The organism is Streptomyces sp. NPDC107546, assembly GCF_055639175.1.
This window is the reverse complement of sequence record NZ_JBVKBA010000029.1, coordinates 47,230-72,815: the sequence shown is the minus strand read 5'-3', so window position 1 is coordinate 72,815 and position 25,586 is coordinate 47,230. Positions and strand designations below refer to the sequence as shown.

The following is a 25,586-nucleotide window of genomic DNA, read 5'->3' as shown; positions in this document are numbered from 1 at the left end:
ATGATCCCAAACAGGTCTGTCAACGAGTCACGAAGGGCCATCCAGTCCCGACAGGTTACAGAGCGTGAGAGCTCCACAGAAGTTGGACCAGAACCCGAGTTTCGAAAGCGCCTGGGTGCTTGCTTCGGGACCGTGATTGTGCGCTCGGGCCCGGGTGCTGCTGAAAGCCAAGCCTGAATACCGCTGGTGTGAACCGGACGGTGTGTCAGGCCTGTCGCCGGTCAGGGCATGGGGTGCCTGATCCACAGTGGCGGAAGGCGATCCCTCGCCAAGACCTTCTTCTGTCTCCTGGAGTTGACCGTGACGTTCTCACTGTCGGCGGCTGCCAGCCAGCCAGGCTCAGCGCGCAGGCATCGTGCCGGTTCGGCGCGGAGTCGGGGCCGGGCGCTGGCCGTGGCGGCCCGCGTGTTCTGCACCGCCGCCGTCGCCCCGGTGGCGCTGTCCGCACCCGCCCACGCACAGGGCACCTGCACGGTGTCCGGCCCCACCACTACCTGCACGTTCACGTTCACCGGCGCCGAGCAGACGTTCACCGTCCCGAACGGCGTCAGCCAGGTCGACGTCACGGCGATCGGCGCGGCTGGCGGCCTGGAGGGTGCCAGCAACACGCCCGGCGGCCGGGGCGCCCAGGTGTCGGGCACCCTCACCGGCCTGTCCGGCGGGCAGACCCTCTACGTCGAGGTTGGTGGCACTCCCACTCACAACCCCGGCTGCTACCCGCTGTCGCCGTGCATCGGTGGCTTCAACGGCGGCGGCAGCAGCCGCTTCGGCGGTGGTGGAGGCGGAGCCTCCGACATCCGTACCCAGCCCCGCACCACCCCCCTCACTACCACCGACTCCCGCCTCATCGTGGCCGCGGGCGGCGGCGGAGCCGGTGAGGTCTTCAGCCCGTCCTGCACGGGCGGCAGCCAGGGCGGGGACGCCGGCCAGCCCGGCGCGGACGGGACGTGCAGCGGGGGAACCGGCGGCGGGGCGGGCACGGCCACCCAGGGCGGGGCCGGTGGCACGTCCCCCAGCGGTTTTAGCGGCGCCCCCGGCACACTCGGCACCGGAGGCGACGGCGGCGGCCCGGGCCTCTCCCGGACGGGTGGTGGAGGCGGCGGCGGCTACTACGGCGGAGGCGGCGGCGGCGACATCAACACCTCGATCACCCCGTCCGGAAATGCGGGTGGTGGGGGCGGTGGCTCGTCCGTCGTCCCCACTGGCGGCACCGGCCCCACCGTGACCAGCGCCGCCGCGGGCATCACCATCAGCTACCTCACCCCGAAGGCCACCTTGGCCATCGCCAAGACCCACACCGGAAACTTCACCCAAGGCCAGCAAGGCACCTACACCATCACCGTCGGCAACAACGGGACCGGCCCAACTGACGGCAGCACGGTCACCGTGCACGACACCCTGCCGGCAGGACTCACCGCGGCCAGCATCACCGGCACGGGATGGACCTGCACCCTGGCCACGCTGACGTGCACGCGCGGTGACGTCCTGGCCGCCAGAAGCAGCTACCAACCCATCACCCTGCAGGTCGACGTGTCCTGCACGGCTCCAGCTCAGGGCACCGACGCGGCCACCGTCACCGGAGGCGGCGACTCCATGACCCACACCGCCACCGACTCCACGACCATCCAGCCCGGCTGCCAGAAGCCCTCCTTGACCATCGCCAAGAGGCACATCGGGCACTTCACCAAGGGCAAGGACGGCACCTACACCATCACGGTCGGCAACAACGGGACCGGCCCAACTGGCGGCAGCACGGTTACGGTTCACGACACCCTGCCGAAGGGGCTTACCGCCGACAAGATCAGTGGCTCGGGCTGGAACTGCAACCGGTCCACGCTGACCTGCACCCGCAGTGATGTCCTGGCCTCCGGGCAGAAGTACCCGCCGATCAAGCTGACGGTCGACGTCTCCTGCCACGCCCTCCGCCAGGTCACCAACACCACCACGGTCACCGGAGGCGGCGACTCCATGACCCACACCGCCACCGACCCCACCACCATCAAGCGCGACGAGCACTGCTTCGACCGCAGGTGACGGCATGACACCAGGGTGGGGCCCGCGGATGAACCGTCGTTTTGACCTCCGATGCACCGAAGCCACCCCGGGCGGCCCACACGGGCCGCCCCTTCACGTTCCGCAAGGAGAACCCCGCTCATGACGACCGTCACGGTCCCCGCCTCCACCGTCGACAAGAACCTGGACACCGCCTGCGCATCCGTCGTCAACGAGATCGGACGCACGGACAGCAAGTCGTCCTTACTGCTCGCCTTCAACGGCGCCGTCCTCGCCGGCCTCGCGTCCATCGCCGACAAGAACCTGCCGACCGCGACGAAGGCCTTCGGCGCACTCGCCGTCCTCGCCCTGGGCGCGGCCGCCGTGCTGCTGCTCCTGGTCGTCAGGCCCCGCCTGCGCGGCGACGACAAGGCGTCCTTCCCGTACTGGGCACGCCTGGACGAAGACGAGATCCGCGCCTGCATGGACGGCGACACCCGAGCCGCCCGCATCCGGGTCCTGTCCACCCTCGCCGTACGGAAGTTCACCCACCTGCGGCGCGCGGTCGACCTGTCGCTCGCCACCCTGGTCCTGCTCGCGCTCGCCGCCGCTGGCCTCGCGCTGTGACGGCGGCCGTGACCCGCATGCGCCCGGAGCGCTTCCGCGCCTCGGTCAGCATCGCCTCCCCGGCTCTCCAGCAGATCGAGGACGACCTCAGCGCCGACGATGTCGACCAGGAGCAGCTCGCCGCGATCCTGCGCGAGCTTATCGAGGACACCGACCCTCCCGGCGGATTCATCCCGGCCCTGGCGCAGCTGATCGCCACCGCCGCGAAGCGGGCCGAGCAAATCGAGCCCGACCGCGACGGTGACGCCTCCTGCCCCCTGCACGAAGCCCCCGACCTGCTCACCGACCACGCCGGGCAGCGTCTCATCTGGGCTGCCCGCGCCCTCCACCCACAAGGAGACAGCTGAGATGGCGAGCACGAAGGCAATGAACCCGCCCCGGGGACAGTGCAGGCAGGGCTGGTACCACGCGTACGCCAGCCGATAGGCGCACGCCTCGGTCCGCGCGAGGACTGCCGCAGTGCCTGGCACCCTCGTTCTCGTCTCCGCAGGCACCCCTTGGGCCGCACCACCAGGAGGAACCAGTGTCATACCCGCATCTGCTCACCCCCGAGGAGAAGCTCGCCGACGCGAAGAAGCTGTTGAGCCTCCCGCATATCGTCGTGATCTGCGGTTCCACCCGCTTCATGACCGAGATGAACGAGGCCGATCTGCGGGAGACCAAAGCCGGAAAGATTGTCGTCAAACCGGGCATTGACATGAAGTCGCCGCACGAATTTTGGTCCGATCCTGTCGAGGCAGAGGCGCTGAAGGTTCGGCTCGACGGTCTGCACCGGGCGAAGATCCGGCTCGCTGATGAGGTGCTCGTAGTCGGCGACTACATCGGAGACAGCACCCGCGCCGAAATCGCCTATGCCCGGTCGCTGGGCAAGCCCGTGCGGTTCACGCACCCCGGAGTCGACCCTGACGCCTGACCGCCTGTTGCCACCTCGACAACCAGAACCAGCAGCCCGCCGCCTGACCGTTTCGCGGTGGCGTCGGCCACCGCCCACCCCACACCCTCCGCAGGCATCCCTTGGAATTGATCATCTAACTACCGAGCCGAATAGCGCAGGGTTGGAACACCGACTCTTCCCCAGTCGTCGACGACCACGCCCTGCAGCAGCTTGCGGAAGTCAGCGGGAGCGCGCGATGACCTTACGCGAAGAGAGCGACAAGCCCGACTGGGACGACTGGACGCTCGCCCACGAAGCCGTCCGGATCCGCTTACTGGCCCGCCACAGCCCGAACTCGCAGGTCGAAGGAGCCCAGCGGATCCACCAAGCGTTCACCGCCGACGAAGCCCGCCGGATCGACGCCTACCTGACGGCAGCCACACCCGACACCCCCCGCCTGGCCGCGATCGAAGCCCGGATCGACGACGCCAGCGACGACACCAAGTGGCTGGCCGAACAGCTCAAGCTCGCGTGGGCGGTCCTGGACGAACTGCGGGACCGGATCGACGACACGGGCACCCTCATGCACACCGCCTACGTCTCCAGCGCCATCCGGTACATCAGGCACAGCCGGGAGTCGGCTGAACCCTCGCTGAGTTGCGCGCACTCTGTGCCGCCCCGACCCCGCACCTCCGAAGCCGGGGCGGTCGCAGTGGCCCCTCAACACCGAGCAACGAGAGGAGATGGACGTCATGGGCCTGCCCGTCTACGAGGTCGACGTCCCGACGAGGAGCACAACCCAGCCCGGCCTGAGCGGTGTGCACGTCTTCACCGGCCAGGCCAACAGCCGCAGCGCCGTCGTACGGATCGCACACGAGACACCTCAGGCGCCTAACTCGTCAAGCCGAGCAGCTGTGGGCGCCGGGGGAATCGAACAAGATCGGCTTGCCGTCTTGGCTTGCGTGCGCATCTCGGCTCACGTAAGAGTGCGGTTGACGCGGAGCGTGCAGCTCATGGCGACAGGACGGGGGACAGACAGGTGTGCGGGATGGACCTGGCTGCCAAGGAGTCGGCGATCTCTCGGTTTCTCCACGAGTACCCGCAGGCAGCTGATGCTGGCTATGGGCATCCTGCCCTCCACGGGTGTGAGGAGGTCCGCTGGTCCGAGTTTCCGGGGTGTCCTGCCGCGATCCCGGTGCTGCTGTATGCCCTTCTTGATCGGGCTGCCGCGGCCGAGGCTCAGCGTGTGCTCACCAACGCCATGTTCAGCACCGCGGAGATGAACGCGGCCATGCCGGAAGTCCTGCCGTTTCTGCTCCGCCTCGCAGGTGACCCGCAGGTTCCCGAGCGGTCCGGGTTGCTGGAGCGTCTGATCCTTGTCGCCGAGTTCTCCGAGCCGATTGAGGTCGGCAACGAGGCCATGGTGCTGTGGTTCGGCAGCGATAGCGATCACCCTGAGCGTGAGCGGTGCAGGGCTGTGTTCGCGGAATACGCGAGTGTGGTGGCGATGCTGCCGGAGGGCCTGATCAACGCTGCCGGTCAGGCGAAGCTCCGGCGGGCCGCCGGACTCGTGTGAGGTTTCCGCGTTCAGGCCACCTGCGTGACCGTAGAGGCTGAGACGGGAAAGGCCACGGCCTCATCGAAGCGGCGGCCGTGCTGAAGGCAGTGGTAGAGCTGGCCGAGCATGCGGTTGAAGAGGTTTCGCCGGGCGGCAGCGTGCCAGTCGCCGTGGTCGTCGCGGCGGCGCCGGTAGTGGGCCTTGGCGCCGGGTGAGGCGGTGATGGCGGAGAAGGCCCAGAGGTAGCCGACTGCGTTGAGCCGGTCGTTCTTGACCCACCGCCTGCGGCTGCCACCTGGACCGGGGCTCCGGGAAGTGCACCAGCCCCTGGGCTGAGCGCGGCGCGCACCACCTGGTCCTCGCCGACGTCCGGGAGCTCGCCCTGCCCGTGTCCGCCACGGGCGCGCTTCCGGTCTGGAAGCCGACGCCGGACCTGCTGGCGCAGGTGTTCCAGCAGCTGCCCGACTTCCGGCCGTGACCCGCCCGCGAGGCAAGCGGCCGCTGTTCGAGCCGGGCTTGGTCCCGGCTCCCGGCGCTCTCCTCGAATGGCGCGACAGCCAGCACTTCGACCCCTGGCAGGACCGCCCCTGCGTGCTGTGCGACAAGCCCACGCCGATGCGCTCCCAAAGCCCGTGCACAAGGCCTGCGCAGAGGACTGGATCGCCGCAAACCCGGTTGAGGCCCGCCTCGGCAGGTTCGCCTCCGACATTCAGTCCAAGCGCCGGCGCGACGACGACCACGCCTGACCCTCCACTCGGAGACCCCTCATGAACACTCAACGCGACGTCGACCATGCCCTCGCCTACCCCGAGCCGCCCGCCCATCCGCTGTGGCACCGCCACCGCACGAAGGCCCGGCCGCTCACCCCCGAGCAGCAGCGGCGCAACCGCGAACTGCTGGACATCGCGCAGTACACCCCCCGACCCCGCTCCCCCCGCACCACCGATCCCCTGGCGGAGGCCAGCTGATGAACCCGCAGACACACCTCGCCGTAGACGGCTACGTCGACACCATCCCGGCCCCCGGCATCGGCTGGGGCACCGCCACCTTCGACCTGATCCACTCCCCCGCCGACGCCGACCAGATCGCCCCCGACGCCCCGACCACCGTGTACGCCTGCTCCACCGGCGACCCCCGCATCACCGACGTGCTGCTGCGCGACATCCAGCCCGGCGACCTGGTGCGCGTCACCGGCACCATCACCCAGCCCGACGGCCCAACTGCCCCGGCCCGGATCGTCGTCGACGCCTTGGAGGTCCTAGTAGCCGCGCCGATCCCCGTCCTGCACGACATGGTGATGAACCGCTGGGGCACGTACTGCGCCGTCTTCGACGCCGACCGCGACAAGGTGCCGGTGTTCACCACCTCCGGCAGGTGGGTCGGCGAAGCCGACAGCCCCGATGCGATCGGCGACCTGATCGACGCCTGGGAGAACGGCGGTGACGCGTGATGGACTCCGCCACCCCGCCGCCCCGGACGATCCTGGAACGGTTCCCTGCCGGCGGCCCCCGCGGCTCGTGGCCAGCGGAAGAGTACGCCGTCGCCCAGCGCGCCCAGGGTACCGACGTCCGGGTCGTCATGGATCTGGGCTGCGACCAGTTCCTCATGATCACCCACGCCAGCGAGTAGCACCCGGGAAGCAGCAGCGCTGCGGCGAGCCTGCGGCCCGCGCGGTGGGCGGGAATGTGCAGCGTGCCGTAGGCGGTGGTGCCGTCCACAGTGAAGTGGACCTCACGGTCCACGGCGGGTACGACGGCGGCCTGGGGGGCCGTTGACGCCCCGGCTACACCCGATACCGGACCGGTCGCGACGACGGCGAGCGCCGCCACGAGCGCGGCGATCATCTTGCTGCGCCAGATGGTGTGTAAACGCATGTGTTCTCCCGATGAGCTGAAGTAGCGAGAGAGGGTGGGAGGACGAGGGATGGTGGTTTGCAGGGTGCAGAGTCAGCAGCCCCCTGGCTGGAGCCTGAGCAATGACCCGTCGGCTGTCGGTGGCGCACTCAGTGGAGAAGGAGCGGCACGATGACCGCGGGGGTCAGAATGAGCCCGAGCAGCAGCACGACACCTCGCGGGTTGCCGAAGTTGACGGTCCAGCCGATGCCGAACCGCTTTTGAACAAGCAACGCGGGATCGGCCCGGTTGACGTATACCGAGCCGAGCAGACGCCAGTACTGGTCATCGTCGCGCCGCACTATGCCGGTGCTCACCTCCGTCACCGCGCCGTCTTGCGCGGGCAGTCGGCTGCCGCCCTGCCCGGTGCGGACGGCGATGCCGATCACCACGACCAGCCCGGCCAGGATGGGCAGCAGGATCAGGGCCGGAGATACCCGCTGGTCCGCGTGCCACATCGCCCAGGCTCCGGCGAGCAACGAGAGGTTGGCGCACGCCGCCATCAGCAGAAGGGAGATGGCGGTACGAACCGAGAAGCGGCGGTGCCTGCGGGCGGAGTCGGCCGGCCGCGCCGGGTCGAGATCCGCGCGTGCCCGGAAGGACAGCCAGGTCAGTGCCAAGAGCAGCACGGTGAGCGCGGCCTGGGTAAACACCGGGAAGAATGCGGTGCTGATCGACTTGGCGGCGAAGCGGTCCGCGCTGCCGGAGCCGGTGAAGTGCACAGGAATGCGGTCCGGAAGTGACGGATAGTGCAGAACGCCCACCACCGTGGTTCCGATGCAGATGAGCAACGCGGGGACGGCCCACATCCAGGGGAAGCGCTCCGGATCGGTATGCAGCGCCGTGTCCGCCACCACGCCCTGCCGCAGCCCGCCGTACCAGTCCTCACGCCGCTTGATCGCCATGACCGCCACCCGTGCCCGGCTGTAGGCCGCCAGGCAGGCGGAAACGGTCAGCAGGGCAATGACGCCCGGCATGTCGAAGCGGAACACGGAGCTCGCCAGGACTCCGATCGTGATCAGCACCGCACCGGACGCGGCGACCTTCCTCCGGTACTGTCTCCGCTGCTCGGTGATCGCTGGGGTGTCCGCCCGCGCATCAGGGCTCCGTACCCCGAAGGGCAAGGTCGGATTGGTCAGTGACGGCAGCCACCACGCCACTGCTGTAAGCACGGCAGGTATGAACACGTTGACTAATACATCTGCACTGTTCATGACGCTGACTCTCCTTGCTCTGTACCGGGGTTCGCCTGCCGTGAAGCGGGCGCGGATGACGTGAACGAGATGAGAACGGAACGGCAGCTGTCCAGTACCGCCGGGTCGCCGGTCCCGTGGGCGACCGCTTCGGCGAGGAGAGTCCGAAGCCGGGTCTCCCACTCAGCGGTGAAGCCCGGTTCGGGCGGACCGCTGCGGGGGTCGCGCTGCACCAGGGCGCCGCTCTTGCGATTGACCCGTAGCAGTCCTTCGCGTCGCAGTAGGTCGTACGCCTTGTTCACGGTGTGGAAGTTGATGCCCAGATCTACGGCGAGCTGCCGCGTCGAGGGCAGCGAGCTGCCTTCGACGAGCTGACCGGAGGCGATGGCCTCGACGATACGGTCCCGGATCTGCTGGTAGATCGGCACCTCGCTGTCCATGTCGAGGCTGAGGATCATGTCCCACTCCCACTGTTGCTCTGTTATAGCTTTTATAGAACAGGAGGCGGTGTGAGGGCGACGAGGGAGAGCGTCAAGAACTTGACAAGGATCGCGCCGTCAGGCGAAGCCTCTGCTCACACCGAGCTCCGCCTGCACGTGCGTCAGGCCACCGCGCTCCTGCGCCTGCTGACCAACATCGAGGTCGCACGCTGACTGACGATCTTCGGCGCGCGGCTATCGGCCCGGCTGGGAGCCCGACTGGCTCTCCGCGACCGCCGGCCCCTGGAACAACCCGTACAGCTGGCTCCGCGCCGCCGACGAGGAAGGTGCACCACGTACTGAGGAATGGGGGCCGGGGCGGCCATCGAACTCGGCCTTCTCTGCACTATCGAGCAACCGGTTTGACGCGGCAGACCCTGGGTGTCTCCGTGAGCTGGCACACTCGCCCGATGAGCATGAACAGGCATTGTTCCTTCGTTGATCCGCAGGAGCTGTTGCTGCGAACAGACTGGAACGCGGTGGAGCACTGCTGCCCGAACGTGGTGCCGGCGACCCCGGCGTTGCCGCGACCACTGCCCACCGTTGGGGTCAGCTAGCAGGTGAAAGCTGGGCCGGCTACCTCGCAGCCCGCCAGGATGAATAGCGCGGTACCCGTTCAACTGCGCCGGGGCAGTTCGGCGCGCCGTACTGCGTTGGAGGCCAAGGCGATGGCCACACCCAGGCTGGCGAAGATGCCGCAGCCGACGAACACCGGGGCGGCACCCCAGGCTCCGATGGCAGCGCCGACCAGCGGATAGCTGAGGGGCGCGAGACCGACCATGGTGAGCATGACGACGGAGGTGACCCGGCCGAGATAGGCCGGGTCCGCCGCCGTCTGCATGAGGGCGTTGTCCAGGCTGCCGAAGATGCCCGCGCACAGCCCGATGACCGCGGCCAGCACCACGGCGAGCCAGAGGGTAGGCACCAACGCGATGGCGGCGGCGCCCGCGCAGCCCACGAGCAGTGTGCCGGCCATCATCAAGCCCGCACGCGGCAGCCAACCGGCGATCGCGAGCAGCGCGGCGCTGGCCGCTGCTCCTGCACCGAAGCTGCTGACGATCCAGCCGTAGCCGGAAGGGCCCCAGCCGCGCTCGGCGTTGAGGAGCACCATGCCGACGTTGAGGGTGCCGATGAGCCCGAGCTCGCAGACAGCGCCGGCGGCGACGAGCGGGCCGATGAGTTGGTGTCGGCGGATGTAGTGCAGCCCGTCGAGCAGGTCCCGCCTCGCGGTGCCGGGCCCCGGCTGCTCTGCGTCGTGCGACTTGAAGGACCGTATCCGTACCGTCAGCAGGAGCGGCAGGGACAGGGCGAAGAGCGCGCCGGCGACGGCGAAGGCGGCCGCAGGCCCGCCCAGTCCCATGGCCAGGCCGCCGATCGGCGGGCCCGCGATCTGGCCGAGGCGCATCGACAGTGAGCGCAATCCGGTGACCCGCGCCAGCTGATCAGGGCTAGTGATGCGCGGCGGGAGGGCACCGACAGCGGGTACGAACAGCGCGTCCACGGCGCCGAAGACGAGTGCAACGGCGACCAGGACCCACAAGGCTGGCGCAGTCAGTGCGATACCGGCGGCCGCCGCCAGGATGAGGAGACAGCGCAGCGTGTCACTGCCGAGAATCACCCGACGGGGGTCGAACCGGTCGGCTACCACGCCCCCGCCGAGCATGAGTAACGCACGGGGTAGCGCCCCGGCGGCCATGACGAGGCCGACTTCGGTAGGTCCGGCGGCCTTCTGGGCGGACCAGCCCAGGGCGACGAAGTACACGCTGTCGCCGACGAGGGAAGCGGTATACGCGGTGAGCCAGCGCAGTACGTTTCCGTCGCGGTGGCCCGGTGCGGTGGCGTATTCGGGCTTGGCTGTCCCTGTGGTGGCCATGGCGGGCTCCAGTGGGTTGGGGAAACGGCCGGGTCAGGGCCGGAAAGGAAAGCCGTAGAGGTGCACGGACACGTGCTCGCGTTCCTCGGTGTTGCCGGCCGCCTTGGCGGCCTTGCCGCGCTCCCGCCAGCGCCGGGCCAACTCCTCAAGTTCATCGCTCATCTCGGAGAGTTCGGCGGGGGTGAGGTCGAGTAGCCACTCGGAGCTGAAGGCCGCATCGGTCCACGCTTTGCCCCAAGCGGTCTTCTGGTCGAGATACGTGCGGTACTGGGCCACGCGGGTGTCGAAGATGCCGCGGGTCACCGCGCCGACTGCGGCGGCGCCCTCGGGTGTGTCCGCGAAATCCGAGTCGCGAAAGCCCCAGCCCTCCTCAGACGCCACCTTCCACCACCGCTCGCGGCCGTCGGTGCCCTGGCCGCTCGCCTGGGTTACGAAGCCGTGCTCGGCCAGTTTGCGCAGGTGGTAACTGATCAGCGACGGCGTCTCGTCGACATGTTCGGCGAGTTGAGAGGCGGTCGCGGTGCCTGCGGCGTACAGCATTCGATAGAGCTGCATCCGCAGCGGGTTCATGAACGCTCTCAACCGGGACAGGTCGGTGATCTGTTCAGGCTCGTGCTTCGGTCGCATGCGCTAACCCTAGATGTGAAGCAGAAACTTCACAATAATGGCTTCAGAGTTTCACGGCGGCAGAGCCCGCATCTGTTGATGTGTCGTAGGGAAGGTTGAGTGATTCTCAGCGAAGGCTGGCAACCAGCAGTGCGCCATTCGGGGTGACTCGGCGGTGCGTCACCCGGTGATCAGGGCTCCGCCCCCGGTCGATATGGTCGAATCTGAAGCGGTGGGCCCGGCGGGGTCCCTGCCCTGTGCTCGACCCGACATCGAGCACGCCGTGGAGAAGCCAACTCGGCTGGCACCGCTGCATGGTCCGTACGTGCCTCGTGGCTCTCTGCCGCGCGCTGTGTCGGGACGGCTCCGCGGTGTTAAGGAGCTCCGAGTCATGAAGACAGCCGCCATCGAACGTCGCGCCGAACTGCTACGCCTGTACACCGGGCTGCCCTGGCAGTCCGCCCGGCGCCAGGTCGAGGCCGCAGCGCCTGGCTCCCTGCTGATCCCGCAGCCGGATGCCGACCAGCTACTGCTGGAGGCCCGGGTGATGGCCGCACTGGCCTGGCGTCGGATCACCACTCTGCACCCGTGGGGCATCGAATACGTCAGCCCGCGCCCGGACCGGCTCCTGATTCGATTTGAGGCCCACTCGGTCGAGGCCCAGGCCCTGGACCTGGCCGAGGTGCTGCTGCCACGCGCCGACGAGTGCGGCAAAATCCAAGGGGTGCCCGGGGCCCGTACCCGCGTTGAGGACGGGCAGGTGGTGCTGCGCATGCTGGGCACGTCCGCCTCCGTAACCCTGCTTGGACTGGACCCTGACATGTGGCTGCGCGCGGTCGGCGTCCAGGACCAGCAGAGCCGCAGCGACGGCATGACGCCGTGTCACCGCGAACTGCCGGCCCGGTGGCACCCGGCCGAGCGCCCCTACCGGCGGCCGGGCCGCCGGGGCACGGTGGTATCGGCCTGGCTGACCAGCGGGCTGCTGCGCCGGGTCGGCCTGATCCGCACCCTGGGGGTGCCGCTGGCCGTGACGGGCTGGCTCGGCCACCACGAACGCGGCGGTGGCGAACGCTGGATCATCGACCCCACGTGCGCGGAAGGCCACGGCGCCACCGGCCACCGACGGCTGATGGCGCTGCTCGCGGCACCCGGCTGGGGCCTGCCCATCACCCCCTTGGACGACGACTGCAACTGCCATCTGCCGCCCGGTTACACCGACCAGTGCACCACCATCACCGCCGGCCTTGCCGAGCGGCCCGGAGTGCTGGAGGTGCGGACCATCCAGCGCCGCGGTGACCGCCTGAAGCGGATCCAGGAGCACCGCCCAGCGATCTACGCGGCCCGGCAGCAGCTCGCCCTCCCCGTGCCCGCCTGGGTCGACCGCTGGCTCGCACGCGGCGGATCTCCTGTTGCGGACCTACCGGTCGGCGCCGGCACCAGCCTTCGCTGAGAGTCACTTAACTTCGGCTTGCGACGCATCAACTGTGCCGACGAGGTCAGCGCCGACTGTTTTGAGGTGGCAGGCCCCCGTAGTGACCCCAACGCGTCGCCGCCTCACTGAGCTCCGTCACGGTGGGGCGGCGGCCAACTGCGACGGTTCAACGCAGCATTGCGCACGCTCCGCATACCGCCTCTGCATCAGTTGGCGACGTCGGCGACCCCACCACGTCAAGGTCCTCGACGAGCCCGCGGCCGCCGAGCACGGCCAGGAGCACTGCGCTGCCCTCGCGGGCCGCTGACCCACACCACTGCGCCCGGCCAGCTTCGGGGCGGCTGCCTGATGCCCGCGGGCGAGCGTCGATCCCACGTCTGGCCGCCCCGGCACCCCACCCAACCCGACACCGTAAAGAGGATGGTTGCAGTTCCCTTGGAGGAAGGGGTGCTGTCATCCAGCCAAGCGATCCGTCGCAAGCATGGTGTCGACGCGTGTGCGCAATGTGCGTGATCGTCAGCGGCGACGCATGGGGCGGTCAGGTTCATCATCCCTTGATCATCGAGTTGCCTTCTCACGTTGCTCAAGCCACTCGGTGGGTAGATCGATCTGGTGAGCAGGCACCCGGCGTTGGCGATGGCCGTAGTCGTCGATCGCGGTCGCCTGCTGCTGATCCGCCGCAGCGCGCCCGAGGGAGACCTCGTCTGGGCGCTCCCCGGAGGCAGGATCGAACCCGGCGAGACTGCGAAGCAGGCAGCCGTGCGCGAGGTACTTGAAGAGACCGGTCTGACCGTTGAGGCCGCCGAGGGGATCGGGGAGCGCGTGCACCCCGACACCGGCCGGCGCATCGCCTACGTGGCATGCAGGGTCCTCGCAGGCACTGCACATGCCGCATCACCCCGCGAAGTCTTCGCAGTCGCGTGGGCGGCAGTCGATGAGATCGCACGGTACGTGCCGCGCGGTCTGTACCCGCCCGTTCAGGCCTACCTATACAGCCGGTAGGCGGAGACCCCCTTATCGGTCTCCTCACGGCCGCGGAGGGGGCCTTGCTTCGTGCCCGGTGCGTGGTGCCCCGACGCGGGAATTGCGGGCAACAGACAGCCCGCCTTCCGACGCGCGCAATCTCACGCAATCCTCCAGTGCCCTCGCAACATCCGCAGCAATCTGGACATCCGACCAGCCAGAACGGAGAGCACCCATGACGCTCAAGTTCATCGGCACCACCAGCGACGACGGCGACTGCCCCACCCTGTACGAGATCGACGGGACGGACGAGATCCTCGTACAGGGCGACCGGGAGACCGACCCTGAACACCTCGCCCAGCTGCGGGACGTCAAGCCGTCTGAGACGTTTGTCCGTGTCCCCCGCAGCCTGCTGACCCGCTACGCCCCCAGGAGCGAAGCGCCCGAGCTGCAGCCGTTCTCCTCGATTTCCCACCTCTTCCGCGAGTTCCGGCACACCGCCTGGCGGCTGGAAACCCGCCGCGGCTATGCCTCCGACCGCACCAGCCCCAAGTGGCGGCGCTGGCTGAACGGGGAGGACATCGCTAGCGACCCGGACAACGCCTGGCGGGAGAACGTCCGCACCCAGACCGCCCAGGGCAAGCGGTTCGAGCGCGTCCGCCTGGTCGACGAACCCGCCACCCAGGGGCAGGAGTTCCTCCTCGCCAGCGCGCCCGGCAACGTCGCCGCGGGCGAGGACATCCGCAACCTCACCCGGGCCGAGGCCGAGCGGCTCGGGCTGCCGGACTTCGACTTCTGGCTGTTCGACTCGAAGATCCTCGCCCGCTTCGCGTTCGACGAGGACGACACCACGCTCGGCGTGTACGTCACCGAGGACCCCGCCGAGGTCCTCGCCGCCTGCCAGGCCCGGGACGCTGCCTGGCATCACGCCGTCCGTACCGCAGAGTTCGCCGCGCGGGTACGTTCCACAGGGTGAGCACCGACTACCAGACCGCCAGGGAGGCCCTCGGCGCGCGGCTGCGTGAACTGCGCGTCGAGGCCGGTCTGGAAGGCAAGGACGTCGCCGCCAAGCTCGGCTGGCAGCCCTCGAAGGTCTCACGGCTGCAGAACGGCAAGCAGACCGCGACCCGCGAGGACCTCACCGGCTGGGCGCAGGCGATCGGTCGCCCGGACGTCGAAGCCGAGCTGCACGGGCTGCTCGCCGGCCTAGAGATGAAGCAGCGGCACCGCTCTTGGAGGCGTCAGCTTGCCGGTGGGCACCGCGGCCGTCAGGAGATCGCGGTACGCCAGACCGAAGCCACCAAGAACATCCGGGGCCTCGAGGTGTCCCGCATCCCCGGACTGTTCCAGACCCCGGAGTACGCCCGGACCATCTTCGACACCAACGCGGAGTTCCGCGGGATCCCGCCGACCACCGAAGCCGCCGTCGAGGCCCGCATGCGACGCCAAGAGGCCCTGTACGACCCGGAGAAGACGTTCCGGTTCCTCGTGTGCGAGGCGGCCCTGTACCACCGCTCATGCCCTGCGGGCGTGATGGCCGAGCAGCTCGACCGCCTGTACAACCTCGTCGGGCAGCGCCGCATCGAGCTGGGCATCCTGCCCTTCGGCGCGCAGCTGCGGCGCACCGTCCCGCACGCCTTCTGGGTCTACGACCGCCGGTTGGTCATCGTCGAGACGATCAGTGAAGAACTCTGGCTGACCGGCGACGAGGACATCCGGCTGTATGAGCGGGCGTGGGACTGGCTCGCCGAGTCCGCCGAGTACGGGACGCCAGCACGGCGTCTGATCGGCCGCGCGAGGGCATCTCTGGACCTCGCCTGAACAACCCGGCGCAAGCCGGCCAGCCGCCCGCGCAATCGCGCGCAATCGGCACACCGGCGAGCAATCGTCCCCCCTACCGTCCTGGTCATGGCCACAAAGCCCGCCCTCACCATGCGGCAGGCCGGCCAGGACTGGCTCCTGACCTGCACGCCACGTCCCACCGACGCACAGCGTGCGTGGGACGCCGAGGAACTTGCCCACTTCACCACCGGCGCGCACTGGCTGGCCGCTGAGGTGCCGCTCCTGCGGTCCGTCGAGATCATGCCCCGGATCAAGGCCCGTCAGCTCGGCCCCGTCCTGGCCGACGTCGCCACAGAGCGGGCGTGGTGGCTGCTGCCGACCGATGCCGGTGACCTGCTCGACGACCTGCGCCACGTCACCGTGCACCCGCCCAGCTGGGTCCTGAAGTGCCCGCCCGTCCTTTACCCGGTGAACGAGCGGGTCTGGCTGGAGCGGCCGGACGGCTCAGGCCAGCTCACCGATCCCATCCTGCTCGGCGCCGCACTCGGCCCCGGCGGGTACCGACGCCCCACGGAGGCATCTACATGACAACGACCGCCCAGACCAGCCGCGCAGCCTCCGACGAGGACAACACCCCGCCGCTCGGCGAGCTGCTCCTCCGGTCGGCCCGGAACCCTCGCGAGCGGGCCGCCGTGCAGGCCCTCGTCGACGAGGAGCAGCTCCTCGACCGCCCCAACGTGCGCTCGGCCCTGGTGACCAAGGAGAACGGCACGATGACGTGCCAGTGGAGGCACTTCGCGGGGCGCCTGTACACGCTGTCCCTCACCGATGGCGAGCGCGCGTTCCTCAGTTTCGTCGCGGGCATGGTCGGTGGCCGGCAGACGTCGCTCACCTGGGTCGAGGAACTCGACGCACGGCGGTTGGCGATTGTTCTGCGGTCGCTGGCCCGGCTGGCGGGCTGCGACACGATCGCCGTGGGCACACGGCTCTGAGGCCCCAAGTGCGTCTGCCTGGGACCCGTGCTTGCCGGAAGGGGGCTGTGACGGCGGGCAACACCGCGGCCACCCCGCACGCCCCCGCGTCGCTGCCCCAGCCGGCAACCCTGACCTGGCTGGGACCGCTTCATGCCACCTACGGGGATGAAGCCGCCTACAAGGGGGCGCGCTTGGGCGGTCAGGTGGTCACCTGCGGGGTGATGCCGCGTCGGCCCCAGGTGCGTCCCCTGGGCGACCCGCGGGTGAAGCCGGCTTCGTCCTCGAAGCAGATCCACCCTCCGCAGACCTCCTGCGCTCAGGCGAGGCCAGCCGTGCGAACCGAGCGCACCGATGTGCGCTGACGTCCGGGGCTGCCCCATCACGGCCGTCCTCCTCGACGAGCCTCGTCACCCTGACAAGCCGAAGTCAGTAAGACACCCTCCACGTCCGGACCTTGCAACCACCGCTGGACAACGGAGCATCCCGTCAGCAGAGCAGGACGACTGGGCCGAACTTGAGTGGGAATGGCCGGGGGCTGCTCGATTCACAGAATGTGAATCGCCCCAGTCGGGCAAACTCAATGTCATGAGGCGTCCCACCCGGAAGTCGGCTGCACCGACAAAACCGCTGCTCAAGCCACCCGTCCGAATCGGCCAGCTCGACACCGCAGCCCTGATCGGTGACTTGCGCCACCTCCACGAAAAGGCCGAGGACGTAGACATCGACCGGATGCCAGCCGACGAGGAGCTGTTCGGGGCCCTGCTCTATCTCGAGGCCCACGCAGGCGCCTTGAAGAGCAAGGAGGCCCAGCGCACATCCGCGATCACGCGTGTGAAGCTGTGGGAGTACCTGCGTGAACGGGTCGACGTCCACCAGGCCAAGGCCATCGCGCACGCCCGGGCTGCGAACGTAGAGTGGGCCGACCTAGCTCCGGCCCTGGCCGTGAACACCGCCAGCGCCGCCTACAACAAGGCAACGCGGCTGCGTGCCGCCGCTCTCACCAACCCCGACGACGGAGACCGCCCCGTACGCCGCACACCCGAAGCCGTCCTCGAAGCCGAGCGGAAGGCGGCAGCCCGAGTCGCTGCGGAGCGCCGTGCACAAGAAGAGGCCGCGCGCCGACATCAACTTCTCGTACCGGTCCTGCAACGCCTGATCGACCATCGCAACGGTCTGGATGACAACGAGGACGTCACCTTCTGGCTAGATCAGATCGCAGAGACGCTTCCCGACTGCCACACCCCTACGCAAATCGTCAGCCTCGGTATCTATGCCGAGGCTGTGATCCGCGAACTCAGGAAGATCGAGCGGACGACGGCACGGCCAGTGGCGACGACCGACGGGGCGAGGTCCGCGTACGCGGCCGCGGCGGAAATGGTCTCCGGGCGAGGCCGCGACACGTAGCGTCCTGGTGCCCTTGCGGTGCCTCTCCCCTATCAACGCCTTGTACGACTCTCATCAGCACCCACCACATGCGGCAGACAGGCCGTCCTGGCAACCCACCCCGTCTTGCATGAATCTGGTGGATCCGCTGAAGCGGTCTGAGACGGACAGAGGTTCGGCTGCTCGGTCCCGACCGCCCCACAACGCTCGTCGCATGGATGTCCTGTCTCATCGAAGTTAGTCGTCCGCGTGCTGCTGAGTGCTCACTCCTGCACCTTGGCTGATTCGACAGTCGAGAGCCATGGGACTTCCAGTGCCAGAGCGGCATGGCTAGCACTACGTCCTGGCTGTAGACAACGAGCAGATCACTATCAAGCTCACCCCGGATGAGTCCCTGGTCCTGTCGGACTGGATGGAGCGGGTGCAGATGACGGACCTCAGCCGTCTCGTGGACGACGAAGCGGTGTGGGCTCCAATCCACAAGCCCCGCAGGAACGTTGGACAGGGCCCTCCCTGGGATCTCCGAAGCGGACTATTCCGAGCGCCAGCACCGCCCCGACGAGGGACTCGGACGCTCCCGGGGCGGACTGACCTGCAAGATCCACCTCCCCGGTGAGGATGGACGCCGCCCCCCTGGCCCTGTTGATCACTCCGGACCAATGGGGCGACGCTCCGCAGCTCATTCCAGTCATAGAACGCAACCGTGTTGGCCGCCCCGGTGGCGGACGCCCTCGCACGCGGCCCGACCGCCTCGGCGGCGACAAGACACTCCTCCCGTCGCAACCACCGCTATCTGCGCCGACGCCAGATCAAGCACACCATCCCCGAACCGAAGAACCAGTGGACCAACCGCCAAGCCCGCGGCAGCAAGGGCGGCCGACCTGTCGGCTTCGACAAGACGATCTACAAGCGAAGGAACGAAGTCGCGCGGACGATCAACGCGCTGAAGAACTCCCGGGCCATGGCCACGAGATTCGACAAGCGCGGCTACATCCTCCACGGCACCGTCACCGTCGCCTCGATCCGACTCTGGCTCCGCCCATGATCTCCGCCGGATCTAGTCGCCGGTCGTGCCGTCGAGCAACTCGCGCAGGATGTCCAGGTGACCGTTGTGGCGGGCCGTCTCCTCGATGAGGTGCAGGAGGATCCAGCGCAGGTCGACGTGGAGTCCGTCGCGGACGGCTCGCTGGGCCTGCTTGTCCAGGCCGTTCCCAGCGACCAGCTCGCGGTAGCCGGCGCTCTGTTCGGCGTATTCGTCGAGCAACTGCGTGAGCGGGAAGTCGACGGCGATACGCATCTCGCGGTCGGGGTCGTCCTCGGTCCAGGGGCCCCGGTCATCCTCGCCGAGGAAGACCACTTGGAACCAGTAGTACTCGACCCAGCGGAGGTGGTTGATCACTCCGCTCATGGTCATCAGCGGTGAGCCCGGCAAGAGCGCCTTGCGCGCGTTTTCCGCAGAGACGCCATCGCACTTGGCGCGGGCGGTGTCACGTGCGTAGTCGAGGAACGTGGTGAGCTGGGTGCGCTCGTCCCACGCGGGCGGCGTGTCATCGATTCTGGTCATCGCGCGAAGCGTCCCCGATCACCGCGACCCATGTCGAGGCAATTATCGACGGACCCGCCCTGCTCCACCCAGCTCCTTGTCCGGCAGGTCCCTACAGCGATTCGGCGACGACGGGGGCGCCCGGCATGATCCGCTGGACACCCCTAACGACTCAGTACGCGATTCAAGTCGGGGCGTGCTGGCCTGGCCGGTCGGCTGGTCGTGATCAGCAGGTGGTCCGGCGGACGAGCACGAGTTCGGTGCTCGTAGGCGGCCGGGAGGCCCTACCCGCGCTACGGTCGGAGACCAGTCCGGCGATGGCGGCGTGTGTTTCGGCGTAGGACTCCCGGCGGCCGAGGTACCGCTGGAGCGGCCGCCCCTTCTTTTCCTCGCCGATGGTGTGTTCCACACAGATCCGTGCCGAGGACTGCCGCCGGCGCGCCTCACGCCAGGTATACCGCTCGCCCAGTGGAGCCTCGTCGTTCGGCCTGCGCGGCGGTGCTTGCACCTGTTGGGGGAAGTCATTGGCCAGTCCCCGGTAGCCCGAGTCGACCTTCGCCTTCACCTGTGGATGCAGCCGGAGCTGCTCGGCGATGCCCTCGGTGCGCATGGCGGTCTGGTCCTGCATCCGGCCGGGCCGGTCGGCTCCGGACCACAGCAAACGTCCCGAGCCGTCGCCGATGGCCGTGGTCTTGGCGGTGTTCTGCTCCTTCTTGCCGGACACGAACGCCTTGCGGCCTGGGCGCCCGACCTTGGGCGGCGGACCTGGGTCTCGGTGCCGTCGATCCGCAGCTCGACGCCTTCGGCTTCGGCATAGCCGAAGACGTCGGCCAGGGTACGCAGGCGGATGCCGGGTCGGCTGGGGACGGCGAAGCCGCGGCCGGATCTCGTGGATGGCGCGAGTGACGGTGGCGCGGGTCACGCCGTAAAGCTCGGCGAGCGCCGCGTGCGGCAGATGCAGGCGCAGGTAGACCACGGTGACCAGGACCCGGTCGGTGAAGACCAGTCTGTGGTCCGGCCCTGCGCCGGCCACCCGCTTGCGTTCTCCGCCTCTGCGCTCGCGCAGTGCGGACTCGCACCGGGCCGTCCACGGACCGGCCAACTCCTCGATCAAACCGCCGAGATGTGCACGATCAAGGCCGCACGAGCTCGGTAATGCGTCACAACATCACCAACCCGTGCGGTCCGCCTCACGTCACGATGCGCCGGCGGCCCGAACGGCGTAGGACTTCGCGACCAGTTCCTCCACCAGAGCGCTCTTCGCCGCCGAGTAGGCCGCCCTGCCCTCGCTGTCGGCAGGGAACCGCTGTGCCAGGGCGACCTTCAAGGCGCTGTAGCGCTGGACCTCATCGGGCCGCTGACACAGATAATCACGGAGTAGGACGTGATCAAGGTGGGGCTTCGAGCCAGCGACCACGGCGTACAGATGATGTTCTGGAACCACAGGAGGGGCCTGGAATGCCTCCCGCCCCCGAATCCCCAGATCGCCTTCGTGCCGGTAGCCCTGCCCGGCGAGCCGGGAGATCAACTCGGGCATGACAGCCTCCTCGGACACCACGATGTCGAGGTCGATGATCGGCTTGGCGGCACACTCGGGCACGGCCGTACTACCGACATGCTCGATGGACACAGCCAGATCAGCGACGTGAGTTGCCAGTCGCTGCCGCAGATGCTCGAACCCCTCGGGCCACCGGGGGTCGTAGTCAGTGACCACGATCATGTCAGTCATGTCGGTCTCGCAGGATCGCCAGGACCCATCGCATCCTCGGAGATCCCTGGCTATCGCGTACCGAGTCGTAAAAGGTCGACCGGATGAAGCAGTGGCTGTCCCGCCCCACCTTCTGGCATGAGATCGCCAACCAGGGCGGGAGCACTCCGTCGGCTGGCTTCGTTGAGAGCCGGGAGTGTCCCCGCAGCCCTCCCCCAGATGCCTCAAGACCCAAGTGATTACGCCGTAATCACTTGAGGGCGGACAGCCTGCCGGGCCTTGGGTGATTACGCCGTAATCACTTCGGCGCCACGGAGCCCTCTGTGCCCGCGAAGCCGGCCCCGGATGTCCTGTCTCACTCAATCGAGCCGCTCTGTCAGCGCACCGAGCCGCGCCGGTCTCGCAGCCAGTCACCGGTGATCGAAAGTCCGTATCGGTAGGTCAATCGCGGAATCGGCACGGTGCCGGAGCGTGCCCTCGCGGCACCAAGGCCTGACGCAGAACAGGGAACAGGTACACAAGCACACCCTGATCCTGAAGGCTCCAGGCCGGTCGGGTTGGATAGCCGCGTGGCCGAGGCGCGGGCCGACCAGGGGGATGGGCATGCTGACGTTCGGGATCCTTGCTCTGGTGCTTGTCACCATGGCCATCATCTGGGCCGTCATCGGGGCGCATGCCCTGCTTCTGGGCCGTATGCCCGGCCGTCGGCTTCAGCAACGAGTACGGCGACCCAGACTCTGGGGAGCTGGAGCCCTGCTCATGCTGGCGAGCTGGGACTTTCGTTCTCCCCCGCTACTCGTCGTCAGCATCGGACTCGTTGCTCTTGGATATGTCAAAAAGCCCTGAATCGTCGCGACCGGTACCGACTCCTATCGCCTCGCCTACACCAACGACCGGTAGGGCGGCGGCTGACCGCACGCACGAGAACCCGGATTACCGGCCCGGGACCGCGCCGACGCGCGCCAGCACGTCGTCGGCCAACTCCCGCGGGCTCAGCTCGCCGTCCAGGAACACGGTGCCACTGGGCAGCGTGTCCACTGCAGCCATGCACGACTCGATCTTGGACTTGCACCACCTGCGCACCCGCTCATCCTGGCGGGGATCGTCAGGCGTGAAGCTCCGCCCGTCGATCCGCTTCACCAGCACATCCTCGGAGACCTTGAGGAAGAAGTGGTGAGTAGCGATCCCCGCGTCCTTCAGCGCACCGAAGATCTCCTGGACATAGCCGGGGTTGACCAGCGTCATGGGCACCAGGACGGGCCGCTGATACTCCTCGACGAGTCCCACGGCCAGGTCGGCGACCTGCCGCCTCCACAGCCGCAGGTCCTGAAAATCGCCGGTCGGGACCTCCACGATCTCCCGCAGCACATAGCCGACCATCTCAGGGTCATAGACCAGTGCCTCGGGCCAGCGCGGACGTAGTTCATCCACCAGCGTGCTCTTCCCGCTGCCGAACGCACCGTTCACCCAGACGATCACAGACATCTCCCCGTAGATGGATAACCCCACCGGCCACGCCGTCCCCTAAACCACACACCCCGACGCGAGGTGGCGCCAAAACACACCGACAGATCATGCCCGAACGATCGCCGAGTGGGGCCGAAACCCACTGGCCAGCGGCGCCAACTCACGCTGCCGAAGCCACCTTCTCTTTCGGATCACTCTCACAGGCGTGCGATAGGTTGCCCGCCATGACTGAGCTTGGACCCGTCGCCTGGCCACCTGCTCCGATCAGGACCGAGCGGCTCGTGCTCCGAGAGTCCGAGGCCCGGGACCGTCCCGCGTTCATCGAGCTGTTCGCCTCGGCAGAGGTGGGCACCTACATCGGTGGCCCTCGACCGCGTGATGAGCTCGAGCGCACGGCGCCTGCGGTGCCCGGCCGACGCCCTGGCTTTTTCGTGATCGATCTCGACGGAGAGATGATCGGCATGATCACGCTCGATCGGCGCGACGCAGAGCGTCCAGGTCACGTCCGTCCGGATGCCGAGGAGGCCGAACTCGGCTACATGTTCCTCCCGGAGGCGTGGGGACGCGGATACGCCGGCGAGGCGTGCGCAGCGGTACTCGACTGGTTCGTCGACGTGCTTCCCGGCGAGCCCGTGGTGCTCTGTACCCAGATCGCCAACGACCGCTCGATGCGCCTCGCGGCGAAGCTGGGGTTCACGGAGGTGGAGCGGTTCGAGGAGTACGGCGCCGAGCAGTGGTTCGGGGTGTGGTCCTCCATCGCGCCGACCGCTTGAGCCTTCCTGCGAACCGCGGGAACCAAATGAAGAAGCCCGCGACGTGCAATGCGGCTAGCGCTCTTACTCGTCGGCACCATGCATGTGGCGGCCTCGCCGGTAAAGCTCGGGTCCGGACTACGCCTTTGGGAGTCCCCTGATGAGCCGCTCGACCAGTTCCACCCGGAGGTCGTGCCCAGCCCGAGCGGCGTGACGCACCAACTGCTCTGGCGAAGGTGACGCGAGGACCCCCTCGAGTTCAGGCTCGCGACTGTGAGGGGCGCCCACCCCAACGGATGCCGCACCGGTGGTGGCCGGAGTGTTCGCAGTGGTCACCTCAACTGTGGTCTGCTCGCATCAGCTCCTCCAGATGCCTCAAGACCCGAGCGATTACGCCGTAATCACTTGAGGCGGACAGCCTGCCGGGCCCTGGGTGATTACGCCGTAATCACTGGGCGGGACGGAGGCCTCCCGCGAACCCCGGGCCATCCGTGCTGCCCAGAATTTCGGACACGGCCCATCAGAGCCCCCACCGGGCGAGGGTGCACTCGGCTGGGCTCCCCACCACCTTCGACATTCGGGCCCTATGAATGCAGCAATGCCGGCCGTCCTGCCGTTCCTGCTTCGCCTCGTGGGCGACCCGCTGGTTCCGGTGCGGTCTGAGCTACTTGGCCTTCTCCTCCTGGCCGCTGCATTCTCCGAGCCGGTCGATGCCGACGACGAGTCCGCGGTCCTGTGGTTCGGAAGCGACAGCGATCATCCTGAGCATGAACGGCGCAGGGCCGTATTCGCCGAGCACGCGCGGCTGGTGAGCGCGCCGCCAGAGGAACTGATTAGCCCTGCCGGTCAGGGGACGTTTCGCCAAGCTGCCGCACTGCTGTGAGGCAGCCGCGTTTCGGCATCGGATTACCGCCCGCTGGGGCGAGCCCGAGCGGGCCGCCTGCCTGCCGTGTGCGCGCGACAAGATCGTCCACCTGCCTCAAGCGACTACCGCCTCACAACCCCACGCGTCGTGGATCACCGATGCAATGCCGACGCACGGCTGCGACGCCCGTCCTTCCAGGCGCGTCAAGGCGCGTACGAAGCAGATGGCGGTCGTTTCGCGTGGCCGCGCGTAGAACGGTCCACAAAGTCCGGACCCCCACGCCGAGCGAGCGATCATGCGGGAGTTCGGGCAAAGTGCAAAGCTGGATCGGTCCTTCACGTAGAAGCTGCTGACCAGGTACGGATCATGCCGACCCTACCGAGGACCAGGCGGACCCGTCCTCACCCCAGGCGAGGACAGGGCGAAACGGGCCGGGCTTGCCGTCGTCCGCGACGCTCTCGTGAGACCCGCACCTTGCCCCTTGAGCTGCGCACAGGTATAGCCGTGGAGGCGGTCCGGGCGTACTCGCCGGGTACGCCCCGCACCACCAGCCCCGGCCAGCGAGGCGTCCCTTTCCGGAGGTGAGGCGACGCATGGACATCGAGTTGACCTATGACATGGTCGGAACCCGTTTGCGCGGAATCGGCGGTGCGACGATCACCTACGACCAGATGGGCAGCCGACCCCGCACCCTCGGCTCGTGGACGCTCGAATACGACCAACTCGGCACGCGTCTATATGCCGTGGGCGCTGCAGAGATCACCTACAGCCGATGGGCCGGCCTGCCTCGCACCGTCGGCCAGTGGAGCTGCGCACACAGCAAGCTTGCCTCCCGCCTGCTGCGCATCGGTCCTCATGAACTGAGATACGACCACCTCGGTGGCCGAGTACGCGCCATCGGCCCTCTCGAGATCCATTACGACCGACTTGGGAGCCGTCCTAATCGAGTGCACCTGACCGGCGAGGATGAATCGCTGCCCGACGATCTCCTCCTCGCACTCTTCCTCGTGCTGTATTGGCAAGAGAAGCAAGAGAGAGAAGCGGCTGCCCGGCCTGGATGAGTTGGTGCCCGACGATCGCCCCCTCTGTTCGAACTTCGGCGGCACACATCAACAGCCGCGCCCGCACGTCCTTCTCTGCACGCAGTCCCCCTGCGTCTGCCCGGAAGGTGGCAGCGTACGGCCGGAACTCGGCTTCCTGGTCACGAAGTCGGCTGGGGGGTCGGCGTAGTGGTCGTTTGATGCGTCGGGCAACGGTGAGAAGGCGGGCCGCATCGCGGCGAGCTTGTCTTCGACGCTGGGTGGCCAGTGGGCGGCCACGCGCTCGGGTTGCGGCACATCTCCCGGTGGAGACAGTCCCGGATGGCCTGCCACGTGTCATCCGCGGCGCGGTCGGCGGCGCTCGTTGCCCGCCGCCGCTTTTCGCCAGTGGCCGGCCTTGGCCTCGCACTCGGCGACCAGGGCCTTGGTCGCCTCGGAGTCGGGGCCTGTCAGGCGCGGCGCGATCCAAGGGACCTATCCATCTATGAATGGTTGCTCACCTCGTTGGCTGCTTAGGCTGTCTCACCCTCTGTGTTGGCCTGCAGCCTCATGGCGCACGCCTGGCGGGGATCACTCCGAGGCT

General features: G+C 68.2%; 26 protein-coding genes and 4 pseudogenes. 21 read left to right on the top strand and 9 right to left on the bottom strand.

The features are described from left to right. The first annotated feature begins 393 nt into the window (after positions 1-393). The 6 genes from ACZ7L1_RS31100 to ACZ7L1_RS31075 all read left to right on the top strand — a co-directional run bounded on the left by ACZ7L1_RS31100 (position 394) and on the right by ACZ7L1_RS31075 (position 5,069). The gene (locus ACZ7L1_RS31100; protein ID WP_471441824.1) at positions 394-2,034 is read left to right on the top strand and encodes a glycine-rich protein; all 1,641 of its coding nucleotides are present in this window, start codon (positions 394-396) and stop codon (positions 2,032-2,034) included. A gap of 120 nt (positions 2,035-2,154) precedes the next feature. Further along, positions 2,155-2,619: a Pycsar system effector family protein gene (locus tag ACZ7L1_RS31095; RefSeq protein WP_471441822.1), complete on the top strand. Its 465-nt coding sequence runs from the start codon at positions 2,155-2,157 to the stop codon at positions 2,617-2,619. A gap of 17 nt (positions 2,620-2,636) precedes the next feature. Beyond that, a complete protein-coding gene (locus tag ACZ7L1_RS31090; RefSeq protein WP_471441832.1) occupies positions 2,637-2,966 on the top strand; it encodes a hypothetical protein in 330 nt (109 codons plus the stop codon). Between the two features lie 176 nt (positions 2,967-3,142). Continuing rightward, entirely contained in the window at positions 3,143-3,532 is a 390-nt protein-coding gene (locus tag ACZ7L1_RS31085; protein WP_471441820.1) for a hypothetical protein, read from the top strand. Positions 3,533-3,749: 217 nt separating this feature from the next. Beyond that, entirely contained in the window at positions 3,750-4,388 is a 639-nt protein-coding gene (locus ACZ7L1_RS31080) for a hypothetical protein (RefSeq protein ID WP_471441818.1), read from the top strand. A gap of 153 nt (positions 4,389-4,541) precedes the next feature. Beyond that, on the top strand, positions 4,542-5,069 hold the full coding sequence (locus ACZ7L1_RS31075) for a hypothetical protein (RefSeq protein ID WP_471441816.1): 528 nt from the start codon (positions 4,542-4,544) through the stop codon (positions 5,067-5,069). 11 nt (positions 5,070-5,080) lie between these two features. On the opposite strand, the pseudogene ACZ7L1_RS31070 reads toward ACZ7L1_RS31075, so the two are convergent. Beyond that, a pseudogene (locus ACZ7L1_RS31070) lies at positions 5,081-5,335 on the bottom strand (IS110 family transposase); the annotation flags it as partial. Positions 5,336-5,818: 483 nt separating this feature from the next. Here ACZ7L1_RS31070 and ACZ7L1_RS31065 point away from each other — a divergent pair. From ACZ7L1_RS31065 to ACZ7L1_RS31055, 3 genes are read left to right on the top strand one after another with little or no spacing between them, the layout of a single operon-like run. Then, positions 5,819-6,019, top strand: a complete 201-nt coding sequence (locus tag ACZ7L1_RS31065; protein WP_471441814.1) for a hypothetical protein — start codon at positions 5,819-5,821, stop codon at positions 6,017-6,019. Beyond that, on the top strand, positions 6,019-6,501 hold the full coding sequence (locus ACZ7L1_RS31060; RefSeq protein ID WP_471441812.1) for a hypothetical protein: 483 nt from the start codon (positions 6,019-6,021) through the stop codon (positions 6,499-6,501). Before ACZ7L1_RS31065 ends, ACZ7L1_RS31060 begins: the two co-directional genes overlap by 1 nt. Further along, positions 6,501-6,680 carry a hypothetical protein gene (locus ACZ7L1_RS31055; protein WP_471441810.1) on the top strand — a complete coding sequence of 60 codons (180 nt, stop codon included), beginning with the start codon at positions 6,501-6,503 and terminating at the stop codon, positions 6,678-6,680. The genes ACZ7L1_RS31060 and ACZ7L1_RS31055 overlap by 1 nt, the downstream gene beginning before the upstream one ends. 373 nt (positions 6,681-7,053) lie before the next feature. Here the strand turns inward: ACZ7L1_RS31055 and ACZ7L1_RS31050 are convergent, their stop codons facing one another. The 4 genes from ACZ7L1_RS31050 to ACZ7L1_RS31035 form a co-directional block, all read right to left on the bottom strand. Further along, positions 7,054-8,157, bottom strand: coding sequence for a DUF1648 domain-containing protein (locus tag ACZ7L1_RS31050; protein WP_471441808.1), 1,104 nt, complete (start codon positions 8,155-8,157; stop codon positions 7,054-7,056). Continuing rightward, on the bottom strand, positions 8,154-8,594 hold the full coding sequence (locus ACZ7L1_RS31045; protein ID WP_471441806.1) for a GntR family transcriptional regulator: 441 nt from the start codon (positions 8,592-8,594) through the stop codon (positions 8,154-8,156). Before ACZ7L1_RS31045 ends, ACZ7L1_RS31050 begins: the two co-directional genes overlap by 4 nt. A gap of 637 nt (positions 8,595-9,231) precedes the next feature. Further along, positions 9,232-10,488 (bottom strand): MFS transporter, encoded by a 1,257-nt coding sequence (locus ACZ7L1_RS31040; protein WP_471441804.1) that lies wholly within the window; start codon positions 10,486-10,488, stop codon positions 9,232-9,234. 33 nt (positions 10,489-10,521) lie between these two features. After that, a complete protein-coding gene (locus ACZ7L1_RS31035) occupies positions 10,522-11,115 on the bottom strand; it encodes an ArsR/SmtB family transcription factor (RefSeq protein WP_471441802.1) in 594 nt (197 codons plus the stop codon). A 370-nt stretch (positions 11,116-11,485) separates the two neighbouring features. Between ACZ7L1_RS31035 and ACZ7L1_RS31030 the strand changes: the two genes are divergently transcribed. From ACZ7L1_RS31030 to ACZ7L1_RS30995, 8 genes and pseudogenes are all read left to right on the top strand, one after another. Further along, positions 11,486-12,544, top strand: a complete 1,059-nt coding sequence (locus ACZ7L1_RS31030) for a hypothetical protein (RefSeq protein ID WP_471441800.1) — start codon at positions 11,486-11,488, stop codon at positions 12,542-12,544. A 585-nt stretch (positions 12,545-13,129) separates the two neighbouring features. Next, a complete protein-coding gene (locus ACZ7L1_RS31025) occupies positions 13,130-13,528 on the top strand; it encodes an NUDIX hydrolase (protein ID WP_471441830.1) in 399 nt (132 codons plus the stop codon). Between the two features lie 196 nt (positions 13,529-13,724). Next, positions 13,725-14,465, top strand: coding sequence for a DUF6879 family protein (locus ACZ7L1_RS31020; protein ID WP_471441798.1), 741 nt, complete (start codon positions 13,725-13,727; stop codon positions 14,463-14,465). Further along, positions 14,462-15,310, top strand: coding sequence for a helix-turn-helix domain-containing protein (locus ACZ7L1_RS31015; RefSeq protein WP_471441796.1), 849 nt, complete (start codon positions 14,462-14,464; stop codon positions 15,308-15,310). Before ACZ7L1_RS31020 ends, ACZ7L1_RS31015 begins: the two co-directional genes overlap by 4 nt. Before the next feature lie 87 nt (positions 15,311-15,397). Next, positions 15,398-15,859, top strand: coding sequence for a hypothetical protein (locus ACZ7L1_RS31010; RefSeq protein ID WP_471441794.1), 462 nt, complete (start codon positions 15,398-15,400; stop codon positions 15,857-15,859). Continuing rightward, positions 15,856-16,263, top strand: a complete 408-nt coding sequence (locus ACZ7L1_RS31005; protein WP_471441792.1) for a hypothetical protein — start codon at positions 15,856-15,858, stop codon at positions 16,261-16,263. Before ACZ7L1_RS31010 ends, ACZ7L1_RS31005 begins: the two co-directional genes overlap by 4 nt. Positions 16,264-16,830: 567 nt before the next feature. After that, a complete protein-coding gene (locus ACZ7L1_RS31000) occupies positions 16,831-17,649 on the top strand; it encodes a hypothetical protein (RefSeq protein ID WP_471441790.1) in 819 nt (272 codons plus the stop codon). Positions 17,650-18,170: 521 nt separating this feature from the next. Continuing rightward, positions 18,171-18,673 (top strand): annotated as a pseudogene (locus ACZ7L1_RS30995) (transposase family protein); the annotation flags it as partial. 12 nt (positions 18,674-18,685) lie between these two features. On the opposite strand, the gene ACZ7L1_RS30990 reads toward ACZ7L1_RS30995, so the two are convergent. From ACZ7L1_RS30990 to ACZ7L1_RS30975, 4 genes and pseudogenes are all read right to left on the bottom strand, one after another. Further along, the gene (locus ACZ7L1_RS30990) at positions 18,686-19,192 is read right to left on the bottom strand and encodes a DinB family protein (RefSeq protein WP_471441789.1); all 507 of its coding nucleotides are present in this window, start codon (positions 19,190-19,192) and stop codon (positions 18,686-18,688) included. A 205-nt stretch (positions 19,193-19,397) separates the two neighbouring features. Continuing rightward, a pseudogene (locus tag ACZ7L1_RS30985) lies at positions 19,398-20,285 on the bottom strand (transposase family protein). An 81-nt stretch (positions 20,286-20,366) separates the two neighbouring features. Beyond that, positions 20,367-20,900, bottom strand: a complete 534-nt coding sequence (locus ACZ7L1_RS30980; protein ID WP_471441787.1) for a GrpB family protein — start codon at positions 20,898-20,900, stop codon at positions 20,367-20,369. A gap of 912 nt (positions 20,901-21,812) precedes the next feature. Next, positions 21,813-22,358 (bottom strand): AAA family ATPase, encoded by a 546-nt coding sequence (locus ACZ7L1_RS30975; RefSeq protein ID WP_471441828.1) that lies wholly within the window; start codon positions 22,356-22,358, stop codon positions 21,813-21,815. A 212-nt stretch (positions 22,359-22,570) separates the two neighbouring features. On the opposite strand from ACZ7L1_RS30975, the gene ACZ7L1_RS30970 reads away from it, so the two are divergent. From ACZ7L1_RS30970 to ACZ7L1_RS30955, 4 genes and pseudogenes are all read left to right on the top strand, one after another. Continuing rightward, positions 22,571-23,119 (top strand): GNAT family N-acetyltransferase, encoded by a 549-nt coding sequence (locus tag ACZ7L1_RS30970; protein WP_471441785.1) that lies wholly within the window; start codon positions 22,571-22,573, stop codon positions 23,117-23,119. A gap of 66 nt (positions 23,120-23,185) precedes the next feature. Next, positions 23,186-23,338 (top strand): annotated as a pseudogene (locus tag ACZ7L1_RS30965) (dihydrofolate reductase family protein); the annotation flags it as partial. A gap of 358 nt (positions 23,339-23,696) precedes the next feature. Beyond that, positions 23,697-23,981, top strand: coding sequence for a hypothetical protein (locus ACZ7L1_RS30960; RefSeq protein WP_471441783.1), 285 nt, complete (start codon positions 23,697-23,699; stop codon positions 23,979-23,981). Between the two features lie 575 nt (positions 23,982-24,556). Continuing rightward, the gene (locus ACZ7L1_RS30955) at positions 24,557-25,024 is read left to right on the top strand and encodes a hypothetical protein (protein WP_471441781.1); all 468 of its coding nucleotides are present in this window, start codon (positions 24,557-24,559) and stop codon (positions 25,022-25,024) included. Positions 25,025-25,586 lie beyond the last annotated feature (562 nt).